This is a genomic window from Bacteroides sp. D2 (assembly GCF_025147085.1).
GTDB lineage: Bacteria > Bacteroidota > Bacteroidia > Bacteroidales > Bacteroidaceae > Bacteroides.
On the sequence record NZ_CP102261.1, the window covers coordinates 4,583,598 to 4,604,013 of the forward strand.

Genomic DNA, 20,416 nt, shown 5'->3' on the forward strand with positions numbered 1-20,416 from the left:
AATGTCTTATAGTAAGGATAACAAAAGATAATAGCATTTGTTTTACTTTTCAGCGCGTTTCGCCTTTTCCCAGGCTCCGCTTCCTTTTTTCTTTTTCAGATAACGGATGCCTTTCAATACATTGACATTCATAAATAAGAAATAGTAGGGGATAAAAAGCAACTTGTTTTTTATCTGTTTGGTGGATAGATAATATCCCCAATATCCCAATCCGTAAAAAAGAACCTGCATGGCAAGCAGCACTCCGTAGAATATCGCGGAACCGCCCAACAGCAGAATTGCAATATTCAGCGGGAAGAGCGCAAACAACAGGAACGGAGTAATAGACCACCGCAATACCCGGTGCGACGTATATTGAAAGCTAAGTATCCCGTAACGGAAAGGATTCAGCAACGGACGAAGTCGCCAGATGGACTGCAATCCTCCGGCAGCGATGCGCACTTTCCGCTTTTCTTCTTCGCGCATATCTGCCGAACCGCTTTCGATGGCGTAAGCATTGGTGCAATAAGCAATGGTGTAACCTTTCATGGTGATCCGGAGTGAAAGAATAAAATCGTCGAGCAACGTATCCGGCTCCATCGCTTCGAACAGCTCATTACGCACGGCAAACAGTTCGCCTGCTGCTCCTACGGCAGAGTAGAGCCGTGCATCAAGTGCTTTCAGGGTTGATTCGTATTTCCAGTAAATACCTTCACCACCGGCAGCCGCCCCGTCTTTAGTCTGCACGGCAATCCGTTTTTCACCAGCCACGCAGCCCACTTTCGGATCTTGGAAAGCAAGTACGATTTCCCGTATTGCCTCCCGGTTCACCATCGTGTTGGCATCCGTAAAAACAACGAGTGGAGTATCCACCAACGTCATTCCACGTGTCATTGCAGCCGTCTTACCTTGCCGGAGCGGTTGGAAATGTACGGTCGCTTTCCCCTGCCAACGCGTCTGCAATCGTTCGTTCGTACCGTCATCGCTTCCGTCCGTCACCCATACGATGTGCAGCTTGTCCGCAGGATAATCCAGCTCAAGACTGTTTTCCATCTTCTCGTCCACTACATCTTCTTCGTTGAATGCCGTAATGAAGAGGGTAACTTCCGGCAGGTCTGCGTCCGATGCCGGCAACGAACGCTTCACAGGCTTCACGAAAAGCTCTTTCAACTTGACAAGAATATAAAGCACAATTCCGTAGCCCAAATAGGTGTAGAACACAACGAACAGGGCAAGCCAGAAAATAATTTCAAGACAAAGGGTAATGGTTTCGTTCATAGCTATATTTGTTTATTTTTCTTGTATCGTTTTACATTCAGCTCTTATTAGCCTCTTATTTCATTTTATTCAGCTCGTTTCTTCAACTCCGTCTTTTTATCCGAATCTTTCAGCATATTCACAAAGTAGTTTGCGTCCGCTTTGGCAGAAGCATTTGTCGGATTCGCTTCATATCGTTTCACGAAATTCTCGGCGTGTTCCGCCAGGTATTTCCGGCAGTCGATATTTAGCATGATACCGTTTTCGTAGTTTGCATAAGATAAACCGGTTACTTCATCATTGGATGATATATGTTTGATATCTTCCTTCTTGACACCGGATAAATTGACTGTTACAGAGGGATGATAGAAATACTCCTGTCCGGGTAAATGAACCGTCAGTTTGATAGTTTGCTCATCCTCATAGTTCACCTCCGTTGTACCATGTACCTGATAGTAATTATATTCATAATATTCCTCCTGACTGGTGAACCACATTGAGTCGTCACCATCCTTTCCGTAGGTGTCGTTGAGCCATTCAAAGAGATCTATCCATCCGGTATCTGTGCTATGAACACCGATAGAGATGGCTGTCCGTTCTTTTTTATCATACCTAAGTTCTTCAAGAATGACAGGTTTTATCACATCCATGGTTGTCAGTCCGCTACCAGAGGGTGGTTCGTAGAAAACTCTTTCGATTAACACCTTTTCAAGATCTCCTTTCACTTTGAATGGGAGTAGTTTTTTAGCTCCCGCTTGTGCTGTAAGAGTTCTGATGATAGGATATTTATCCGCGGCTTCCACATAAGTTTTATTTCCGTTAGGTTCTGCCAGCATTTTGCATCCTCGTCCTTTCAAGCGATTAAGGATAATGTCCTGTGCTATTTTGTAATGTGATAAAATGTCTTCCGGGTCATATACATCTGTCGCCATTACATCATGAAAAGCAATACCTACGCCAAAGTTCAGCATTTCTTTGACATTTCCCCACACCAGCCCTTTTTGTCCGTTAAAACCATAGTTTTTTTTATTTATAGTTGTCGTTTTATCCATCCATGATTCTTCAGGAGAAAGAGTTGTGCCAAATGAGAATCGGACTTCATTACCTGCCCCATCTGTGCTTCCCAGAGTTTTTCCAAGGTAGTAGTAATCAGAAGGGAGTTCATTCCTTTGCAGATGAGCTAGATCATAGAATGACTTTTTGGATAATGGCTTTCCATGAATGGCCGCCCAAGTATAGCAGAAAGCAGCATGCTTACAGTCATCTTGTGTGAGCATAAATAACCACGATTTATTATATTTAAGTGGTGGAATTACAGCTGTTGGCTGAATTGGCAGCTGCACTCCTTCTTTTACTTGAATTGTAATCTCGGCTGTATGATCGATAGGTTCATTTATAAATGGATAGAAAAATTCCGGATCGCTGATGACCTCTTTTTCTGCAAGCTCGTCATCATAAAGATTCTTCTCCTTTATGCAACCTATGTTTATTGTGCACAATATGAAAACGATAATTTTATTAATAGTCTTTACGCTCCGCATACCTTTACTTCTTTTTTACAAGATTACTCTCCTCATCCTTATATTCCTTCTTCTTGGTAAAAAGTCCTCCGATTCCTTTCAATCTGCTGACGACACGCACCTTGAAACTATTGAACAAAGTTCCGTCGGCTCCCACCGTCCCGTACCCCGTCACGGCACGCGCACGTCTTTTCCGTACAAATGCAATCTTTCCAAATTGCTTGAGCTGCAAAGCCAGATACCCGTCTTCGCCGCGGATAATATCCGTGCGAATTCCCGTTTTCCTCGCATACTCCGTCCGGTAAGCAAATACCAGTCCGCGCACACTAAGCTCCGGACGCTTGAAAGACTGCAACCATAAATGCAAGTCGCGTGCAGCCTCATAGATTTTCAGCCCCATCCAAGAATGATCCTTGTCAGGAATATAACTCCAAAGCGAGCTGACAGCCACTACACCCGGCTTTTCGAGCGCATCCACCATCGTTTCCACATACTTTGCCGGATACATCGTGTCAGAATCAATGTTGATATGATATTTTCCACGGGCATGGTTCAGTCCGCAGAGACGGGCAAAACCACAACTATGTTGCGTTTCCGTGAAATAAGGCACACCGCAAGCCTCGTAAATCTCCGCTGTGCGATCCTTCGATTCGTTGTCCACACCAATGATTTCTACAGGATATTTACATTGCATCTCGCTCAACGACCAGAGACAGGCGAGCAGATGTTTTTCCTCATTGTATCCGATGAGCGATACAGTGACAAGCGGTTCGTTACTCTGCAATCCGGCCAGATTGCGGCGTACTTCCTCGATAACGGCTTGCGGAGCTTCCGCAAAAGGTTTCTCATATACCTGTAAATACTTAGAATACCATTCCATGAGCTATCAATTTATCAATTTTGCGGCTGTTGACTGTTGTTGGTCAGTTCCTCAAACAATCCTTTCCACTGTTTTACAATATTTTCCATTTGGAAGCGTTGGACATTCATACAAGCCTGTTTTCCCATATCCATACGTACCTTCTCATTCTCTATCAGATAAGCGATTTTTTCCGCCAACTCTTCTATGTTCCCGTTTTCAACCAACAAACCATCTTTTCCGTCGTCGATAATATCTTTCGGTCCGCACGGACAGTCGAAAGAAATAGGCGGCACACCACATGACATGGCCTCGGTAATCACCATTCCGAACCCCTCGAAACGCGAGGAGAGGACGAAAATCGAACTTTCGCAATACTTATCTACAATATTAGACACCGTGTGCTCCAGTATACATGAGTCCGTCATACCCAGTTCGTCAATTCTTTGCTGGAAAGAATCTCTTAACGAACCATCCCCGTAAATGCGTAATTTCCACGTCGGGTATTTTTTAGCAATTATATTCCAGGCTTCTATCAATAAATCAAACCCCTTTTGAGGAGCATACCTCCCCACAGCGATCACTTGATGCGAAGTACATTCCGAAAAACGCTCTGTCTGCGTAATAATAGGATTCGGGATGACACGGATATTATTCAGTTCAGGCCAGAAAGCAGCCTCCTCATGCGTGAGAACCACAAATTGATCCAACTTTCTTAAATTCCCTTGCAGTTCATTATCCCACCTCTTCTGCATCATATTGCCAAAGAACCCTCCTTTGCCTACCCCATAGGAATAGCGTGTGACATGAAACTCACCCACCTTTTTGCTCCCATCCGCGATGGAATGAATAAACTTCACCTCCCGGCGTATCGTTGAAAGCGTGATATCCGGCCGTATTTCCATCAATAGACGCGTGAAACGCTTGCGGAATTTATGATAACGGAAAGGATATTTCAGCAATTTGCCAATCGTCGACTGATTGAACGGCCAGTCGAACGCTACATCCAGGTCTATATGCTTCACCTTTGGCGAAAGAGCAAAATGAATTTGCCTGTCCCGTTGTTCCGACGTGATGATATACACCTCATACCCCTCACAATGTTCGGCCAGATAGTTAGCCTTAAAAGTGACGATACGCTCCAAACCACCGGGAGCATAAAGCGAAGGTAAGTAGTATGCGATTTTCATGATCGGGCGTTTTAGGTTGTTTTTACCGGGGGAACCAGACTTTCGAACAACTGTTTCCATTGCTCGGCAATATTTTCTATCTTAAACCGTTGCACATCCACGCGTGCCTGTCGTCCCATTTCCTTGCGGGTTTCTTCGTTTTCAATCAGATAGCAGATCTTCTCCGCCAATTCTTCTATATTCCCATCTTCCACCAGCAACCCGTCCTTTCCGTCGTCGATGATGTCGCGCGGACCGCACGGACAGGTGAACGATACCGGCGGCACACCACAGGCCATTGCTTCAATAATCACCATTCCGAACCCCTCAAAGCGGGAGGAAAGCACGAAAACAGAACTTTCGCAATATTTTTCAACAATATTCGGCACGGTAGGTTCGAGAATACAACTGGAAGTGATTCCCAAAGAATCAATCAACTGTTGAAGTTCCGCCCGCATACCATCTCCGTAAATACGCAACACCCAGTCCGGATGCTTCCGGGCAACAAGTTGCCAGGCAGGGATTAAACGGTCGAATCCTTTCTGCGGCACATAACGTCCCGCGGCTATCACCTGTTTGCGGTTACCGTCGGACACTTGTTCGGGGAAGAAAGGAAGAGGATTGTAGATCACCTCCACATTATCCAATTCAGTCCATTCACGGGCATCCTCATGGCTCAATACGATAAAACGCTTCAGCTGGCGAAGTTGCCGGATGAGTTGGATTCTCCAGAATTTTCTGACGATAGCGCGTATGAAAGAGGGCAGACGACTGTTGCTGAAATCCCTGTAATTAGACTTATTGAAATGTATCTCACCCAGTTTGGCACTGCCGTCCGTCAACTTATTGATAAAGTTGATGTCACGCCGTAACAGAGAGATAGTGATATCCGGTTTGATCCGGCACAGGTGTTCATTCAGTTTGTTTCTGAACAACTTCTGTTTCGCCATATATTGAGGAATCTTCTTATAAAGAGGTAAATTATTCAGATGCGAATAATTAATATCCATTTGGTGTACCGTGATAGATGGATGCAACTCATAATAAGGCTTCCGTCCTTCACCGTCTGTCAGGAATATATGTATTTCATAACCGAACACTTCGGCAAAGTAGTTTGCTTTCAGTGTCAGTACCCGTTCCATGCCACTGGGGTAATCGAGCGAAGGGATGCAGTAGGCTATTTTCATGTTTATCTGAATATTGTTTGTTATTAATTGTGTTTTTGCTTATTTATCTTTGGTCTTTATGGCGTCGATCACTTTCTGCATTTGCGTCTTCCACGATAGCGGGCAGACCGATTCGCGTATCTCGGCAGGCGTCATTTTCAGGGTCTTCCGGAAGTCGATCAGTCCTTGAATATCCACCGGAGATTCGTCGGGTTCCACCTTCCATACATACGGCATGTGGTCGAAGTCGTCGTCGGTTTCCGAGTAAGTGAACGCGAAGCCACGTGCGGCATACTCGCGGTTTTTCAACGTTTTGATATACGTAATTCCGCTGCGGTGGCGTCCCAGGCTGCCAATGGCAAAATCTGCTTTTTCGAACATCGCATCCAGTTCGTCGCCATGCAAAGGACCATGCAGAAGAACATACGGTTCGAGATGGTTGTCACGGACAACAGGCAAGATCCCCGCCCGTTCCCGTTCGCCGGACAGCGGGCCTACAATATGGAAATATACTTTATATTCCGGATTGCTGCGGTAATAATCTGCCAATCCGCGCACAAGGCGGTCGAAGCCGTGCCAGTAGTGCACTTCCGCCACTCCGATCAAGTGCAACTCTTTCGAAGTGTCATTCTGCTGCTGCTTCATCGGAATCGCTTCAAAATCAATTCCGTTGGAGATGCGTATGGTGTTTCCGCCAAATATTTCTTCCGCATTGGAGAAAGTGACAATACCGTCCAGAGCCTTTGCCAGCTTGTGACGGAAACAGCGGTCGATGGCCAAATGAAATTTCATGGAACGGGTGACGTACTCCTGATCGTAAGGATAAGTAGGAATTTCCATCACCACTTTTGCGCCTATACGTTTCAACGACTTCACCAGCCGGAGCGTGAACGGACTGGCATTGTGAAAAGAGCGCATATATACAAAGTCGATTCCTTCGTGGCGTGCATAGTCGACAATAGGAGAGTAGTAGACACGTTTCCAAATCTTTGCGGCAAAGCCAGTGCCGAAATCGGCGATCACTTCGTCATCCACCATCCAACGCCGTTCGCCATAAGAGGTCACATCATAATGACACAAGCGAACATCCACTCCACAATCTTTGAGGGCTTTCACCTGATAACGTATCTTCTTACTAATTCCGTTGGCCTCATTGAAGCCATGAAATATAAGGAAAAGAGCTTTCATTCTTTTTTTTCAGTATTCAATAATTGCTTATTCTGTTTTTTTCTTCCTCAAACGATTTGGGCGATGATTTGTTTCCGGTATTCTTCTCCGGCATCCGCCACTTCGCTGCCAATAGCAGTTTCGTTGACATATTTTCGTTCCAGTTTCACTTTTTTATGGGCTCCCATCCGCCACCATTCATACTCTACGTCCACATGACCAACGTCGATGGCCTGATAACCGGCTTTAAACAAATCGTAGGCCAACACAGTGGCTGCGGGACCGAGGGCAATAAGAAACAATGCTTCTTTTTCTACTTTGCAGGCCTCCCGCTTGATGTCTTCCAGGCGTTCGAATGCATCTCTGGGCGGACAAAGAATACGCCGGATGCTCCGGGCATTGTCGAAAAGATCGTTGCCCACTCCAAGCCGGCTTTTCTCCCCTTCGATGAAGACGATGTCCCGGTTGTCCCAAATGCCCTTCATGTCGTGAAACCATCGGGCGGAATCTTCCTTGCGGGCAAAATCCATATACGGACGGGTGACGAATGTATTGTAATATTTTCGTCCCGCTATTAGCAGACGGTCCCACCACGAACCGTACAGATAAAAATGAGTCCTCCAGAACCGGCGGCTTTTGCGATTGTAGCGATACAAATCGCGGAATGCGTCGGAGATGCAGACAATATGTCCTTCTTCGTGACTTTGCAGCACTTCGGTCAGTCTTTTAGCCAATAACGGATCACCTTTCTGGAAACGGATTTCCTTTTCCGGACTGGTGAGCAACACTTCACCGTCGCCAAAACGACTGACAGAGCAACGGTCGTCGATGATTTTACGTATCGTTTCGTCGATGGATGCTACTTGCGGTGTGATTTTTCTCTTTTTTCGCAAGACGATGTACCAGAAATTGTACCATTCCACAGTGCTACCATAACTTATTTTATAACGTAGCGTTATAAAAATGTCGCGTATATTCATAGCTATAGACTTTTTTTTCTTAACGACCGCACTTTACCGATCATGTCATATTCATGCGTCATCTGTATATAAATGCCAAAGATAATAAAACTAACGATACCTTTAGCAATAATTGTCACAAAAATGTTCATCCCTTCCAGCGCATACTGCATTGGAATGAGGGCTAATGCTATCAAAATGCTAATCACCAACGGAGAAATAAGCTGACGGATGAACGGCCAGGCACTTTGCCGGAAGGTCACCCGGTACATCTGCCAATAACACTGTATGAAGTTGATGGTGAACGTCACCACAATGCAACTGGCCACTGCCGTCAGCGTTCCGAAATGGAAGATGCCGAGCAAGATACCTGCCACGTTGAGCACCGATGAAAACAAACCGCATACGAACAGGCTTCGCGTGTCGCCTGCTGCCTGGAAGATGGATCCGGAAGATGAGAGGATAATCTGTATACCGACAGAGAGTGTCAGGATTCGGAAAACGGGTACGGATGGCAGCCATTGGCTACCGAAAATAATCAATGTTATTTCTTCCGCTGTGAAGAATAGGAGCACGCTAATTGGCAAGCCGATGAAAGCCAGAAACCTGATGATGCGTTCGTAAGAGGTTGCTAATTTCCCTTTGTCGTTTTGTAAGTCACTGAAAATAGGGTGCATTACCGGTGTGATGACTTGAGTTATATTTTGTAAAGGAAGCATCATCAGACGGTATGATTTTTCGTAATATCCCAGATCGGACATGCCCATGTGTTTGCCAATCAGCAGTTTGTCCAGATTACGACTGAAGTAGCAGATGACATTGAATAAGAATTGATAGGCGGAATAGGAGAAAATCTTTCGAAGAGATTGCAGTCCCCATGTCATGCGCAAACGTTGTGGGTAGCGTCGAAATGAAATGATGTATATCAGTATGCTTGATAGGATTGGGTTAATAAGTAGGGCGTACAATCCTGCGCCGCTAAGAGCGGCGATGACAGCTCCGGTGCCACCCATTATTTGAATGAGGAAACTTCGGATAGCTATGAACTTGAATTCCTTGTTTTTATAGAATAGCGCTCCGGGTATAATGTTGGCCGATGCAAAGAATAGATTGACGGATAGTAGTTGGCAAAGTGTACGCAGGATGGGGCTGTCGTAATAGATGGAGATGGGCCATGAGGCTATAAAAAAAAGAAGAGCAATGGCTATTCCTGTCCAAAATGTGAATGAATAGATGTTTGCCAAGTCGTCTTCCGTGAGCGTTTTGTCTTGCACGACGGCGGGAGATATTCCCATATCGGTAAAAATGGCGAAAAAAGAAATGATGACTGTAGCTATTGCTACTGTTCCGAAGTCATTGGGTGAGAGTAATCGTGCTAAAATGCCGGCCACGACTAATGAAATTATGATGCCGATGTATTTGGCCATTGCTGTGTAGAATACTCCCGAAAAGAGTTGTTGTTTAATATTGTTTGTCACGTTGTTGTTTTATAGTTGATTTCACTGATATTGATACTTCGATAGATGATGGCGCGAGTGAGTCACCTTTTTTATTTCATTTTTTCAAAGTAATTTTCCCATTGTTTTATGATTGTTGGCAATTTTAGCGATTCTGCAATATCTAATGATACCTTCCCCATCTGATCCAGTTGTTCGGGCGTAAGCCTTGCAATGTCGGTCATGCATTTGGCCAGTTCCTCTATATTTTCATTCTGAAAAAATAGATGATTGTTTTTTTTATCCAACACTTCTTTGGTGAAAGGAAGATCGGAGCAGATAATGGGTAACCGATGGCTCATGGCTTCTGCCAATACGAGACCAAATCCTTCCCATCGGGAGCTCAATATATATACGCTGGCCGAAGCATAATGTTTTTGTATCTGCTTGGTAAAAGGAGATATGGTGATTCTGTTTTCTAGCTTATGACTGGCTATTTGCTTTTTCAGCAAAGGTGCTTCCGGTCCTTCACCGACAATTTCCAGAGTCCATTCTTTATTGTTACGGGCGAAAAGGGCGAATGCTTCAATCAGTATGTCGAATCCTTTTGTGAGGTGTGACATTCGTCCCACCGACAGGAAACGTTTATATGCGGGTTTTGCTTCTCCTTCGGGTATCAGAGGCAGGGGATTGTATATGGATGTAGGGAAAAGGTGCAATTCTTGTTCAAATCGTTCACGGTCATAATTGGTTAAGACCACCATTCCATCCAGTTTAGGCATTTCATGTTGAAAGTGTTTTTTCTGATCGTATAGATAAAAGCCCGGATTATTGAAGAATGCGTCAAAAGAAGTATGCATCCAGCCTATTACCCGTTTCGCTTTGAGCTGGTGGCGGATGCTGGCCAGTTGGAGTGACAGGAATGCATGTACGCCGATTATAAAATCATAATCTTCGGTATTCAATGCTTTAATTAATTTTTTTCGTTGAGAGCTCGGAAATGAGCTGTATCCATACCACTGTGAAGTGAGAGGTATTTGTGGTATGATTCTTTTCTTGTATAGAAAGCTGTATGTTTTGCAAGGCAGGTATTCCCCGCAACTGATGGGAGGCAGATGTATATATCGGAAGTGGATGTTTGTTCCTTCTAGTCCAAATAAGCTTAGGTCTTCAGATTCCGGCTTGTCATGTGTTAATATCGTAACTTCGTAATTGACAGCAAGTGCATTGGCTATTACCGCCAATACTCGTTGTACTCCTCCAACGCTAAATATGGAGTCGCAATAAAAACAAATTTTCATCATTTCAGGCTCGTAGATTCATAAAGTTGTACATACATTTTTCCTATCTTTTTTATGCTCATATTTTCCATGGCATATTCATAGTTCACTTCTCCCTTTCCCCATGCGGCCAGCTGTCGGGCTTCTTCCAGTGCCCGTATGATGTCGGCCTTATTGTCCGGGCAAAAAGTCGGGTTTCCCGTATTGTTCAACAATTCGCCCATGTTGCCCGTATCGGGTCCTACGGCTACTTTGTGGAAGAGAAAAGCAAGGGGAATATTGGCTGAATTCAGTACATCTTTTCGCTGGATGAATATCGCGTCTGAAGCAGCCATATAGTAGGGCAAATCGCAGTTGTCTATCAGTTCGTCGTTGGCTCCTGCCTGTAGTCTGAACATACGGTTGAACAACGGCACGAGTATATAGTATCCAATTCGTGAAGCCCATCGCTTTAGGATATTCCTGCCATAGCTGTTGCGTCTCGAGAAAGGGTAGAGGCGCGGAGCCAGCAGCAGCTTGTGCTCCTCGTCCCAGGCGCGGAAAGCTCCGAGCACCATGCGTATTTCTTCACGGTTGCGGAATTTTCCGAAAGTCGTGACGATGAATGCATCTTGCGAGAGGTTGAGATACTGACGTGCACGCTCTACGCTGATATCTTCTTTATAGGTATACTGGTAAATGTGATGAGGGATGACAACATTCTGACTGTCAGGATACTTCGTGAGAAATTCATCCCGGCTAAACCGTCCCATGTGTACAACGATATCACTCTGCGATTCGATAATGTCATAGGCCCGGCTGATGATTCCGTTTGCGTAATGCGGACGGACATTGTGGCGTGTGTAGACAAAACGTGTTCCCCTCGAACGAAAAAAACTGATTCGCTCTTCCAGACGCCTGATGATATCAGGATCGTTGCATGTCCATCCCACCACTTCTTCCGGCCACTGGAAATGTATGATATCATAATGCTTATCCGATTCCCAAAACTCTTTTGTGGAACATCGCACGTCGATTCCAGCCATTCTGATAGCATCGCATAAGATAGGAACAAATAGATTGTCGGTTTCTCCGTTTTCTCTGAAAACGATCAGTGCTTTTATTGATGGGCTGTCTGTTTCGCTATCACTCATTTTTTAAGTTTTAAAGACTTTTATTACATTGCAAATGTAATAAAACTTATGATAAGTTTCTCCTTTTCTGTGTTTTAATTGCAGTTTAAGTTGCTATTTGAGGAAATCTGAAACAGGTCTAATGCTTTTATAAGCCGTTTTTCTTCTTGGGTATAAGGAATGTGGTGACTTTCGATATATTGCTTGAGAAAGATGCAAGCATGTATGAAAATGTCTGTCTTCATATAGCTGGTGAAATTTGTGTAGCGGTGGTAGGAGGCTTCACTGATGTTGATATGAACGCAGAGGTCTCCTATGACTAGCTGTGACGTTTTCAGGAGCTCTTTTATCAGCTTTATTCTGTTCTGATAATGCTCGCTTACTATTTTATTTTCTTCTATTTCTTCCAAAGTTTGGTTGCGTTTTGTATCCATATTGTTTGGGGTTATTAATAATATTTGGCAAAGGTCTGATAAAAAATATATAATCCAACTCTCATTTTTGCGATAGCTGGAATAAAATACATTTCGCACCTTTGCGCCCCGGAAGTATTAAATGTGGAATAATAAATGATAAATGAAAATGAAGAAAGATCAGTATTTCAATTTGGAGGTAAATTTGTTGAATGACGACAATATTGCCAGTATGATGTCGGAGATGAATGCCGCGGAAGCACTCGGAATTTACGTGATCTTGCTGTTGCATCTGCGCACTAAAGATGCTTATGAGGCGTCGTGCAAACCGGTTTTACTGAAGGCCATGGCCCGGCGGTATGATGTGGATGAAGTAGCGGTGGAGCGGGTGCTTCGCGAATTCGATCTCTTCGAACTGGATGAGGAACGACAGATGTTTCGTTCTTCTTACTTGGATAGGGTGATGAAAAGCTTGGAAGAGAAGCGGAAAATGGACATCGAAAACGGTAAAAAAGGAGGGCGTCCGAAAAAGGTGGCAAAAAGTGCTGAAACGCCCGTCAGTAAAGGGAGAAAACCCACTGAAAACCAGAAGAGGAGAGAAGAGGAGAGTAAAGAAGAGGAGAGTAAAGGAAGTGTTTCTGTTGTAAACAATAATAGGAGTGATATAGAAACACCGTCTCTTGTGAGCCGTTTGGCGGATGAAGGCAATCATGGTCCGTTACAACCCGTGTTGCCTTGGGAAAAGTTGGTGGACCAACTTTCTACTTTCCAGTCATATATGGAATTGGCCGGGCAGCATTCCGGTTTGGGAAAGCTTTTTGTAGACCATCAAAAACTTATTCTGGAAATCTTCAAAAAACATATCCGCCTTTATGACAAAGGAGCCGGACTGCTTTTCCCGGAGGACGTGAAACGGTATTTTTCAAATTATATCGCGGCCGGTTCCGTTACTTGCCGCACGTTGGGGGAAACCTTGCTGAAAGAGCTTGAGAATACGGTCGACAAGGATGTAAACCGCTTTGAAAGCGTCGTCGACGGGCGGCGAACGTATCTGGGACATCTTATTCCGGCTGATGCGCCGCCACGTCCCGATGCATCGGCGGTGTGGGATGATGTGAAGAAAAGATGGGCGCATTAATCCGGCAGATGACTGGCTTCGTCCGGCAGGTTGTTGATGTTCGTCTGGCAGGTAACGGAAGCTCGTCCGGCAGGTGGCAGACACTCGTCCGTCAGGTAAGTCCTCTGCGTGTGAATGATTATTTTAAACTATTTTTTAATTAGAAAAAAGGAAAAAATTATGAGAAATTTTGCCAACTATGATGTCGACATCCACGGTAAATCGAGTGGAGTGCTCAAGACGATTTGTAAAAAATGTCTTCCTACCCGCAAGAATAAGCGCGACCGTTCGCTACGTGTCAACGTCGACACGGGCCATTGTCACTGTTATCATTGTGGCGCTGATTTTTATGTTCCCGATGATGTGGAAGAGCGCAAGAATGCCGAACGTGCGGTAGCCCGCAAGCGTCGTGCGGCAGCCATTCCGCAGCATTTTCAGCGTCCGATGTTCGATGTTTCGAAAACCACGCTTTCCGAAGACACGGAGCGTTGGCTGGTGGAGACGCGTTGCATCCCGCAGTCCGTCATAGCTGCCCTACGCATCACCGAACAGGAAGAATTTATGCCGCAATCCGGCAAAAAGGAACGTTGCATCTGCTTCAACTATTTTGAAGGGGGGCAACTGATAAACACCAAATTTCGCGCTCTCCCGAAACTTTTCAAAATGGTGCAGGGTGCCGAACTGATTCCCTACAACATCGACTCCATTGTGGGGCAGACCTCCTGCATCATCCACGAGGGCGAACTGGATGCTGCTTCCTCCATCGCCGCCGGATTTCAAAGTGTCATCTCCGTGCCGGCCGGAGCCAATTCGAACCTCTCCTGGCTCGACCGTTTTATGGAGACGCACTTCGAGGACCTGAAAGAAATCATCATTGCCGTTGATGCCGATTCTGCCGGAATCCGGTTGCGCAATGAACTCATCAATCGGCTAGGGGCTGAACGCTGCCGGGTGGTGACTTACGGTCCGGAGTGTAAAGATGCCAACGAGCATCTCTGCAAATATGGTATCGCCAGTCTCCGTATCGCCATCGAACAGGCAGCAGAAGTTCCGCTCGAAGGTATCTTCACCGCTGCCGACTTGCATGACGATCTGCGGGCTCTTTTCGACAACGGCTTCGGTCCCGGAGCGGAAACGGGATGGGAGGAGATGGATAAGATCTGCACGTATGAACGTGGGCGAAGTGTCTACGTCACCGGAGTTCCCGGTGCAGGAAAATCCGAGTGGGTGGACGAATTGGTGTTGCGTCTCTGCCTGCGGCATCAATGGAAAATCGGGTTCTTTAGCCCGGAAAATACCCCTATCGTCTATCATCTCCGCAAACTGATTGAGAAACTCACCGGACACCGTTTTCAAAACGGCTGTGGCATGACGGAGGGACTCCTTGCGAACTCGGAAAATTTTCTGACTGAAAATGTCTCTCATATCTCTCTGAAAGGTAATGTTTCTCCGGATCGTGTACTGGCCAAGGCTCATGAACTCGTTGTCCGCCGTGGCTGCCGCATCATTGTCTTCGACCCGCTCAACCGTTTCGACCACAACCCGCAGCCGGGACAGACGGAAACGCAATATATTTCCAACCTGTTGAATAAATTCACAGAATTTGCCGTACAACATAATTGCCTGCTTGTGGTCGTAGTCCATCCTCGTAAAATGAACCGTAACCCTGTCACGGGCATTACCCCTCGTGTGGAAATGTATGACATCAACGGCTCTGCCGATTTCTATAACAAAGCGGATTACGGCATCATTGTGGAGCGCGATAAGGAGGTCGGCGTCACCCGCGTATATGTGGACAAGGTGAAATTCAAGCATCTCGGTGTCGGTGGAATGGTATCCTTCATCTACGATCCCGTAAGCGGACGATACCTGCCCTGTGAAGAATCTCATGACCCTTCTCTCTCCGTTGACCAGCGTGTCCGAAATACGATGTTCGACAACTCCTGCTGGTTACCGGAAAAAGAACTGTTTTAGGGTATTAGGTATCAAGTATTAAGTATTAGATGTTAAGTATTATGATGTTAAGCATTATGATGTTATCCGTTGTTGTGATGTGTTTACCACGGTTAATACTTGATACCTAATACCTAATACTTGATACTTTAATTAGGGTTCTTGTAGCACTTCGATGATGAGCCTTACTTGTGCGGGAGTGTAGTATCTGGCGCGTGGATTCATGCCGGTGGCCAGGAGCCGTTCTTTTAGTCCGGGTGCAGCTTCAATCCATTCGTTGAATCGGTCTACTGCGCTTTGTTGCAGGATATTGGGGAGGTATAACAAGGCAAGTTCGCCTTTCCCATAGGTGCGGTATTGGAATGTTTTTTCTTCTTCTTGTTCGGGGAGAATCTTGTTTTTTGTTTTCATTTATAGTAGTGCTTTTAGGTTGTTGTATTTGAAGTAAAGTTACTCATTTTTAGTGGAATAGGCAAATTTTGAGAGCAGATGTTCGGGCGTATTCATAAAAGAATTGATAATAATAGAATGCCAATTCTTGAAATTTATTGTATCTTTGTTTATGTTTCACGTTAAAAGCATAGAAAGAGGATGGAAGGAACATTCAGACGCTATCCGATAGGGATACAGAGTTTCGAGAGACTACGCAATGATAATTGTGTGTATATTGATAAGACAGAGTTGATTTATCGTTTGGCTAATTCGGCTAAGGCTTGTTTTCTTAGCCGTCCCCGACGCTTTGGAAAGAGTCTGTTAGTTTCCACTCTTGCAGCCTATTTCTCTGGTAAAAAAGACCTGTTTAAGGGTCTGATGATGGAACAGTTGGAGAAAGACTGGACGGTTTATCCCGTGTTGCATATTGATTTCAGTATCAGTAAGTATATGAATGCGGGGATGCTGCGCTCCGCTATCAACAATCGCTTGGTGGAATGGGAACGAATTTACGGATGCGACACGAGCGAAGACACTTTCAGTCTCCGTCTGAAAGGTATTATCAAACGTGCTTACGAGCAGAGCGGGCGTCAGGTTGTGTTACTTGTAGACGAATATGATTCTCCTATGTTGGATAGCAACAACAATGAGGAGTTGCAAGCTGAAATACGTGGCATCATGCGCGACTTTTTCAGTCCGTTGAAAGCGCAGGGAGAATATCTTCGTTTTCTTTTTCTAACCGGTATCAGTAAATTTAGTCAGATGAGCATCTTTAGTGAATTGAACAATCTTCAGAACATAAGTATGCAAGATGCTTATAGTGCCATTTGTGGTATAACGGAAAATGAATTGCGTACACAGTTGGAAGAAGATATAAGAAGGATGGCCGAGGCGAATGGTGAAACGTATGATGAAGCGTGTATGCATCTGAAGCAACAGTATGATGGGTATCATTTCAGTAAGAAATGTGAGGATGTGTACAATCCGTTTAGCTTGTTTAATGCATTTGCGCAGAAAAGTTATGAGAATTTCTGGTTCTCTACCGGCACTCCCACTTTCCTGATAGACATCTTGCAGCAAAGCGATTTCGATATTCGTCAACTGGATGGCGTTTCGGCGACTGCCGAGCAGTTTGATGCACCTACCAATGTCATTACAGACCCGCTTCCGGTACTTTACCAAAGCGGTTATCTCACTATCAAAGAGTATGACCGGGATTTTCAGATCTATACATTGGCTTATCCTAACAAAGAAGTTCGGAAAGGCTTTATCGAATCATTAATGCCGGCTTATGTGCATTTGCCTGCTCGCGAGAATACATTTTATGTAGTATCGTTTATCAAAGACTTACGGGTCGGCAATCTGGATCAATGTATGGAGCGGATCAAATCATTTTTCGCCTCTATCCCCAATGATATGAATAATAAGGAGGAGAAACACTATCAGACCATCTTCTACCTCCTGTTCCGGCTGATGGGGCAATATGTGGATGCAGAAGTAAAGAGCGCTGTTGGCAGGGCTGATGTTGTGATAAAGATGCAGGAGGCTATCTATGTATTCGAATTCAAAGTAGACGGTACTCCTGAAGAAGCGTTGGCGCAGATCAATAGCAAGCAGTATGCGATTCCTTATCAGGCAGATCATCGGAAAGTCGTTAAAGTGGGAGTTAATTTCGACAGTAGTACGCGAACTATTGGAGAATGGGTCATTGGAAACTAGGGAATGATCTTACATATTCCTACATATTTCCACATATTCCGGTATAATTTGTATAATTCGGTGTAATCCGTTTTAATCCGGCATAATCCGGTGTAGTCCGGTGCAATCCGGCAAGTCGTCAACGTGTTGTCGTATCTTTGTTTCATCAACAGAAAGGGAGAATGTACTTCTTTTCGTAGAAACAAGTTATATTATGGCAACAGTTACAGTTGTGCGCTACAAGCGCAGAAAACGGCTCGGTGATGATAAATCACCGATGATGTACCTTCTCAAGCCCAAGGCTGGGGAGTCGAAAATCTATTCAATCGATTCACTGGCACAGGAAATCGAGTCTATCGGGTCGCTTTCGGTGGAAGACGTGTCGCATGTGATGAAATCCTTTGTCCGTGCGATGAAAAAAGTGCTTGTGGCAGGGAATAAGGTGAAAGTGGATGGACTGGGTATTTTTTATACCACGCTGACCTGTCCGGGTGTGGAACAGGAAAAGGATTGTACGGTGAAAAATATCACTCGCATCAATCTCCGTTTCAAAGTCGACAACTCATTGCGTCTTGCCAATGACAGCACGGCAACTACTCGTGGCGGGGATAATAACATGATGTTTGAATTGTATACGGAGAAGAAGTCCGTTGCCGGAGGAAACGGCGGTGACGGCTCCGATGATGATGGTAAAGGCGATGGGGGAGAACCCGGTGGTGGTAGCGGTGGAGGAGAAGCTCCGGATCCGGCAGCATAAACCGCTTTGATTGACTCTGTTCTCAATTTATTAATTTATCATCTCAATCTATTAAAATGTTAGATAAAATTATCGAAATCATCATGACGATTCTGCCTTTTCTGGGCAGTAGCCGCAAGAAGCGCCAGATTATGGCGCAAGAAGTGAAAGAGTTCAGCGAACTAGTGAAAGACCAGTATACTTTTCTGATGCAGCAGTTGGAGAAAGTGTTGAAGGATTATTTCGACCTTAGCTCGAAAGTGAAAGAGATGCACGCGGAGATTTTCTCGTTGAGAGGACAGTTGACGCAGGCTGCGGCTCTGCAGTGTAGCAGCAAGGAATGTGTGCAACGAGTACAGATGGTCGCTGAAACGGAGGGATGAATTTATGCGAACCATCAACTTGATTGTGATCCACTGTTCCGCCTCAAGGGTAGATAGGAATTTTACGGAAGATGATTTGGAAGTGTGCCACCGTCGGCGTGGTTTCAATGGGACGGGTTATCATTTTTATATCCGCAAAAATGGGGATATAAAGACTACCCGCGAGATTGAACGAATTGGTGCACATGCAAAGGGATACAACCGGAACAGTGTAGGTATCTGCTATGAGGGAGGACTCGACTGCCATGGTCGTCCTGCCGATACACGCACCGAGTGGCAGATTCATTCAATGCACGTACTCATACTGACGCTACTTCGTGATTATCCTGGTTGTCGCATTTGCGGACATCGCGATCTAAGTCCCGACCTGAATGGAAACGGGGAGATCGAACCCGAAGAGTGGATTAAAGCGTGTCCGTGCTTTGATGTGAAAAAAGAGTGGGATGCTTAAAAAAGTGTATTAATACATCATAGGGTAAACAAACAGAGCGAGGTATTTCTGAAGAAACTTCGCTCTGTTTTGTTTGTTGCGTTGTCTGTTTGCTGCACTGTCTGTTTATCAGTTGTCTATTTATCAATCCTTATTTATTTACGATATTCGCCATGTTCTGTATGGATGAACTTTCTATTGGCCCCTTTTAATTTGAATAAGTTACCTATCATGGTGACTGCCAGCATCGGAACTTTTAGAATGGCTTTTCCTACCTGCTTAGTGAATAATTTACCGCCCGATATAGGTAGCGTCATGGCCGCTACTTGTGCCGCTGACAATATCCACCATTTTATTGCTATCATCCATTCGTGGCCGCCATTGTACAAACTTAATATAATGCCGATAACGGTAAAAACGAATGTCAGTCCAAAGACTCCTGCCAATTGAACCAGCCGTGGAGGAAGCATCCATTGGAGTATCTTATTACAATAGTCTATATTCCCTTGTAAAAGTGCTTTGGGTAAATGTGGCAACGAAGCGCGAAGAGCGCCAAATTGTGCGGCTATCCAGCGTTTGCGCTGGTTGCTGATGGCTTCTTTTTTTTGTGTTTTCTCATCGAACACAAGCAGGTCGGGCAGATAAACGGTGTAGATGTGCTGTTGTAAAAGCATGGCTTCCAATTCTTTGTCTTCACCTGCTGTCTGGAGATATTTCACTTGCTGGTGAAACCATTTTGCTTCAAAAGCCATTCCCGAACCTGATAGTCCGGCAGAAAGCCCTACGGCATTATGACCGCTACGGAAGAAACCATTGTTTATTTCTTCACTGATACTGTCGAGAACGGAAATGTCTGTGTTCAGATTCTTTCCTGTCCGGTGTGCCTGTGCAGATTTGATGCCACTATCAAATACGCGGTTGATGGTGGACAGAAAGTCGGACGTTGTTATATTGTCGGCGTCCATGATGACCACAATGTCGTATGCGTCCCTATCAATGGAATCCATTGCTAGTGCCATTGCTTTGGCTTTCGAACTTTCCGTGTAATTTGCCGTTAACAGACGGATGGGAAGGGTTTGCAGCGCCTCGTTTGTTTCCGGTCGCATCTGATCGGAAATGACTATGACATCATAGAGCTCTTTCGGATAATCTTGCTCAAGAAAACTCTCTACAGAAGCGAGAATTACACGGTCTTCCTTGTAAGTAGGAAAGAGCACGACGATGCGTCGGAGCATACGGGCTTCAGGATATTGGGGAGCCCGGTAACATTTGGAGGCAATAGCGTATAGCAATAGGTAGCATACGCAAAACGCTAGGGGAATGTAGAGAATCCAGTCAATAATGTTCATA

The 20,416-nt window shown here is 45.0% G+C and carries 20 protein-coding genes; 7 read left to right on the plus strand and 13 right to left on the minus strand.

Annotated features, from left to right (window positions below):
• Positions 1–42: 42 nt before the first annotated feature.
• From NQ505_RS16630 to NQ505_RS16680, 11 genes are all read right to left on the minus strand, one after another.
• On the minus strand, positions 43–1,257 hold the full coding sequence (locus NQ505_RS16630; RefSeq protein WP_008999377.1) for a glycosyltransferase family 2 protein: 1,215 nt from the start codon (positions 1,255–1,257) through the stop codon (positions 43–45).
• A 65-nt stretch (positions 1,258–1,322) separates the two neighbouring features.
• The gene (locus tag NQ505_RS16635) at positions 1,323–2,777 is read right to left on the minus strand and encodes a hypothetical protein (protein ID WP_117610674.1); all 1,455 of its coding nucleotides are present in this window, start codon (positions 2,775–2,777) and stop codon (positions 1,323–1,325) included.
• 4 nt (positions 2,778–2,781) lie between these two features.
• Positions 2,782–3,636, minus strand: coding sequence for a glycosyltransferase family 2 protein (locus tag NQ505_RS16640; protein ID WP_008999378.1), 855 nt, complete (start codon positions 3,634–3,636; stop codon positions 2,782–2,784).
• Between the two features lie 14 nt (positions 3,637–3,650).
• Positions 3,651–4,805 carry a glycosyltransferase family 4 protein gene (locus NQ505_RS16645; protein WP_008999379.1) on the minus strand — a complete coding sequence of 385 codons (1,155 nt, stop codon included), beginning with the start codon at positions 4,803–4,805 and terminating at the stop codon, positions 3,651–3,653.
• An 11-nt stretch (positions 4,806–4,816) separates the two neighbouring features.
• The gene (locus NQ505_RS16650; protein WP_008999380.1) at positions 4,817–5,971 is read right to left on the minus strand and encodes a glycosyltransferase family 4 protein; all 1,155 of its coding nucleotides are present in this window, start codon (positions 5,969–5,971) and stop codon (positions 4,817–4,819) included.
• 39 nt (positions 5,972–6,010) lie between these two features.
• Positions 6,011–7,138, minus strand: coding sequence for a glycosyl transferase (locus NQ505_RS16655; RefSeq protein ID WP_008999381.1), 1,128 nt, complete (start codon positions 7,136–7,138; stop codon positions 6,011–6,013).
• Between the two features lie 47 nt (positions 7,139–7,185).
• Positions 7,186–8,097, minus strand: a complete 912-nt coding sequence (locus NQ505_RS16660) for an SP_1767 family glycosyltransferase (protein ID WP_008999382.1) — start codon at positions 8,095–8,097, stop codon at positions 7,186–7,188.
• Between the two features lie 2 nt (positions 8,098–8,099).
• A complete protein-coding gene (locus tag NQ505_RS16665) occupies positions 8,100–9,554 on the minus strand; it encodes a lipopolysaccharide biosynthesis protein (protein WP_008999383.1) in 1,455 nt (484 codons plus the stop codon).
• 71 nt (positions 9,555–9,625) lie between these two features.
• Entirely contained in the window at positions 9,626–10,816 is a 1,191-nt protein-coding gene (locus NQ505_RS16670; RefSeq protein ID WP_008999384.1) for a glycosyltransferase, read from the minus strand.
• Positions 10,813–11,925, minus strand: a complete 1,113-nt coding sequence (locus NQ505_RS16675; RefSeq protein ID WP_008999385.1) for a hypothetical protein — start codon at positions 11,923–11,925, stop codon at positions 10,813–10,815. Before NQ505_RS16675 ends, NQ505_RS16670 begins: the two co-directional genes overlap by 4 nt.
• Before the next feature lie 74 nt (positions 11,926–11,999).
• Positions 12,000–12,338 carry a hypothetical protein gene (locus NQ505_RS16680; RefSeq protein ID WP_008999386.1) on the minus strand — a complete coding sequence of 113 codons (339 nt, stop codon included), beginning with the start codon at positions 12,336–12,338 and terminating at the stop codon, positions 12,000–12,002.
• 148 nt (positions 12,339–12,486) lie between these two features.
• Between NQ505_RS16680 and NQ505_RS16685 the strand changes: the two genes are divergently transcribed.
• The 3 genes from NQ505_RS16685 to NQ505_RS16695 are packed head-to-tail and all read left to right on the plus strand — an operon-like array spanning position 12,487 to position 15,408.
• Positions 12,487–13,455 (plus strand): Lin1244/Lin1753 domain-containing protein, encoded by a 969-nt coding sequence (locus NQ505_RS16685; protein WP_008999387.1) that lies wholly within the window; start codon positions 12,487–12,489, stop codon positions 13,453–13,455.
• Positions 13,443–13,598, plus strand: coding sequence for a hypothetical protein (locus NQ505_RS16690; RefSeq protein ID WP_004300369.1), 156 nt, complete (start codon positions 13,443–13,445; stop codon positions 13,596–13,598). The genes NQ505_RS16685 and NQ505_RS16690 overlap by 13 nt, the downstream gene beginning before the upstream one ends.
• A gap of 16 nt (positions 13,599–13,614) precedes the next feature.
• Entirely contained in the window at positions 13,615–15,408 is a 1,794-nt protein-coding gene (locus NQ505_RS16695; RefSeq protein ID WP_117610672.1) for a bifunctional DNA primase/helicase, read from the plus strand.
• A 132-nt stretch (positions 15,409–15,540) separates the two neighbouring features.
• On the opposite strand, the gene NQ505_RS16700 is transcribed toward NQ505_RS16695, so the two are convergent.
• On the minus strand, positions 15,541–15,798 hold the full coding sequence (locus NQ505_RS16700; RefSeq protein ID WP_004300371.1) for a DUF4248 domain-containing protein: 258 nt from the start codon (positions 15,796–15,798) through the stop codon (positions 15,541–15,543).
• Positions 15,799–15,978: 180 nt separating this feature from the next.
• On the opposite strand from NQ505_RS16700, the gene NQ505_RS16705 reads away from it, so the two are divergent.
• The 4 genes from NQ505_RS16705 to NQ505_RS16720 all read left to right on the plus strand — a co-directional run bounded on the left by NQ505_RS16705 (position 15,979) and on the right by NQ505_RS16720 (position 19,087).
• Entirely contained in the window at positions 15,979–17,538 is a 1,560-nt protein-coding gene (locus tag NQ505_RS16705; protein ID WP_117610671.1) for an ATP-binding protein, read from the plus strand.
• 193 nt (positions 17,539–17,731) lie between these two features.
• Positions 17,732–18,274, plus strand: a complete 543-nt coding sequence (locus NQ505_RS16710) for an HU family DNA-binding protein (RefSeq protein WP_004306334.1) — start codon at positions 17,732–17,734, stop codon at positions 18,272–18,274.
• A gap of 56 nt (positions 18,275–18,330) precedes the next feature.
• On the plus strand, positions 18,331–18,636 hold the full coding sequence (locus NQ505_RS16715) for a hypothetical protein (protein WP_008647257.1): 306 nt from the start codon (positions 18,331–18,333) through the stop codon (positions 18,634–18,636).
• A gap of 4 nt (positions 18,637–18,640) precedes the next feature.
• A complete protein-coding gene (locus tag NQ505_RS16720) occupies positions 18,641–19,087 on the plus strand; it encodes an N-acetylmuramoyl-L-alanine amidase (RefSeq protein WP_008999393.1) in 447 nt (148 codons plus the stop codon).
• Positions 19,088–19,221: 134 nt separating this feature from the next.
• On the opposite strand, the gene NQ505_RS16725 is transcribed toward NQ505_RS16720, so the two are convergent.
• Positions 19,222–20,415 (minus strand): glycosyltransferase, encoded by a 1,194-nt coding sequence (locus tag NQ505_RS16725; RefSeq protein WP_008999394.1) that lies wholly within the window; start codon positions 20,413–20,415, stop codon positions 19,222–19,224.
• Between the last annotated feature and the right edge of the window lies 1 nt (position 20,416).

Bases quoted from the DNA above. Each gene is read 5' to 3' on its own strand.
- NQ505_RS16725 (WP_008999394.1), bottom strand. From the start codon at position 20,415: ATGAACATTATTGACTGGATTCTCTACATTCCCCTAGCGTTTTGCGTA.
- NQ505_RS16690 (WP_004300369.1), top strand. From the start codon at position 13,443: ATGGGCGCATTAATCCGGCAGATGACTGGCTTCGTCCGGCAGGTTGTT.
- NQ505_RS16695 (WP_117610672.1), top strand. From the start codon at position 13,615: ATGAGAAATTTTGCCAACTATGATGTCGACATCCACGGTAAATCGAGT.
- NQ505_RS16700 (WP_004300371.1), bottom strand. From the start codon at position 15,798: ATGAAAACAAAAAACAAGATTCTCCCCGAACAAGAAGAAGAAAAAACA.
- NQ505_RS16670 (WP_008999384.1), bottom strand. From the start codon at position 10,816: ATGATGAAAATTTGTTTTTATTGCGACTCCATATTTAGCGTTGGAGGA.
- NQ505_RS16645 (WP_008999379.1), bottom strand. From the start codon at position 4,805: ATGAAAATCGCATACTACTTACCTTCGCTTTATGCTCCCGGTGGTTTG.
- NQ505_RS16655 (WP_008999381.1), bottom strand. From the start codon at position 7,138: ATGAAAGCTCTTTTCCTTATATTTCATGGCTTCAATGAGGCCAACGGA.
- NQ505_RS16640 (WP_008999378.1), bottom strand. From the start codon at position 3,636: ATGGAATGGTATTCTAAGTATTTACAGGTATATGAGAAACCTTTTGCG.
- NQ505_RS16675 (WP_008999385.1), bottom strand. From the start codon at position 11,925: ATGAGTGATAGCGAAACAGACAGCCCATCAATAAAAGCACTGATCGTT.
- NQ505_RS16635 (WP_117610674.1), bottom strand. From the start codon at position 2,777: ATGCGGAGCGTAAAGACTATTAATAAAATTATCGTTTTCATATTGTGC.
- NQ505_RS16715 (WP_008647257.1), top strand. From the start codon at position 18,331: ATGTTAGATAAAATTATCGAAATCATCATGACGATTCTGCCTTTTCTG.
- NQ505_RS16630 (WP_008999377.1), bottom strand. From the start codon at position 1,257: ATGAACGAAACCATTACCCTTTGTCTTGAAATTATTTTCTGGCTTGCC.
- NQ505_RS16680 (WP_008999386.1), bottom strand. From the start codon at position 12,338: ATGGATACAAAACGCAACCAAACTTTGGAAGAAATAGAAGAAAATAAA.
- NQ505_RS16705 (WP_117610671.1), top strand. From the start codon at position 15,979: ATGGAAGGAACATTCAGACGCTATCCGATAGGGATACAGAGTTTCGAG.
- NQ505_RS16660 (WP_008999382.1), bottom strand. From the start codon at position 8,097: ATGAATATACGCGACATTTTTATAACGCTACGTTATAAAATAAGTTAT.
- NQ505_RS16720 (WP_008999393.1), top strand. From the start codon at position 18,641: ATGCGAACCATCAACTTGATTGTGATCCACTGTTCCGCCTCAAGGGTA.
- NQ505_RS16650 (WP_008999380.1), bottom strand. From the start codon at position 5,971: ATGAAAATAGCCTACTGCATCCCTTCGCTCGATTACCCCAGTGGCATG.
- NQ505_RS16710 (WP_004306334.1), top strand. From the start codon at position 17,732: ATGGCAACAGTTACAGTTGTGCGCTACAAGCGCAGAAAACGGCTCGGT.
- NQ505_RS16685 (WP_008999387.1), top strand. From the start codon at position 12,487: ATGAAGAAAGATCAGTATTTCAATTTGGAGGTAAATTTGTTGAATGAC.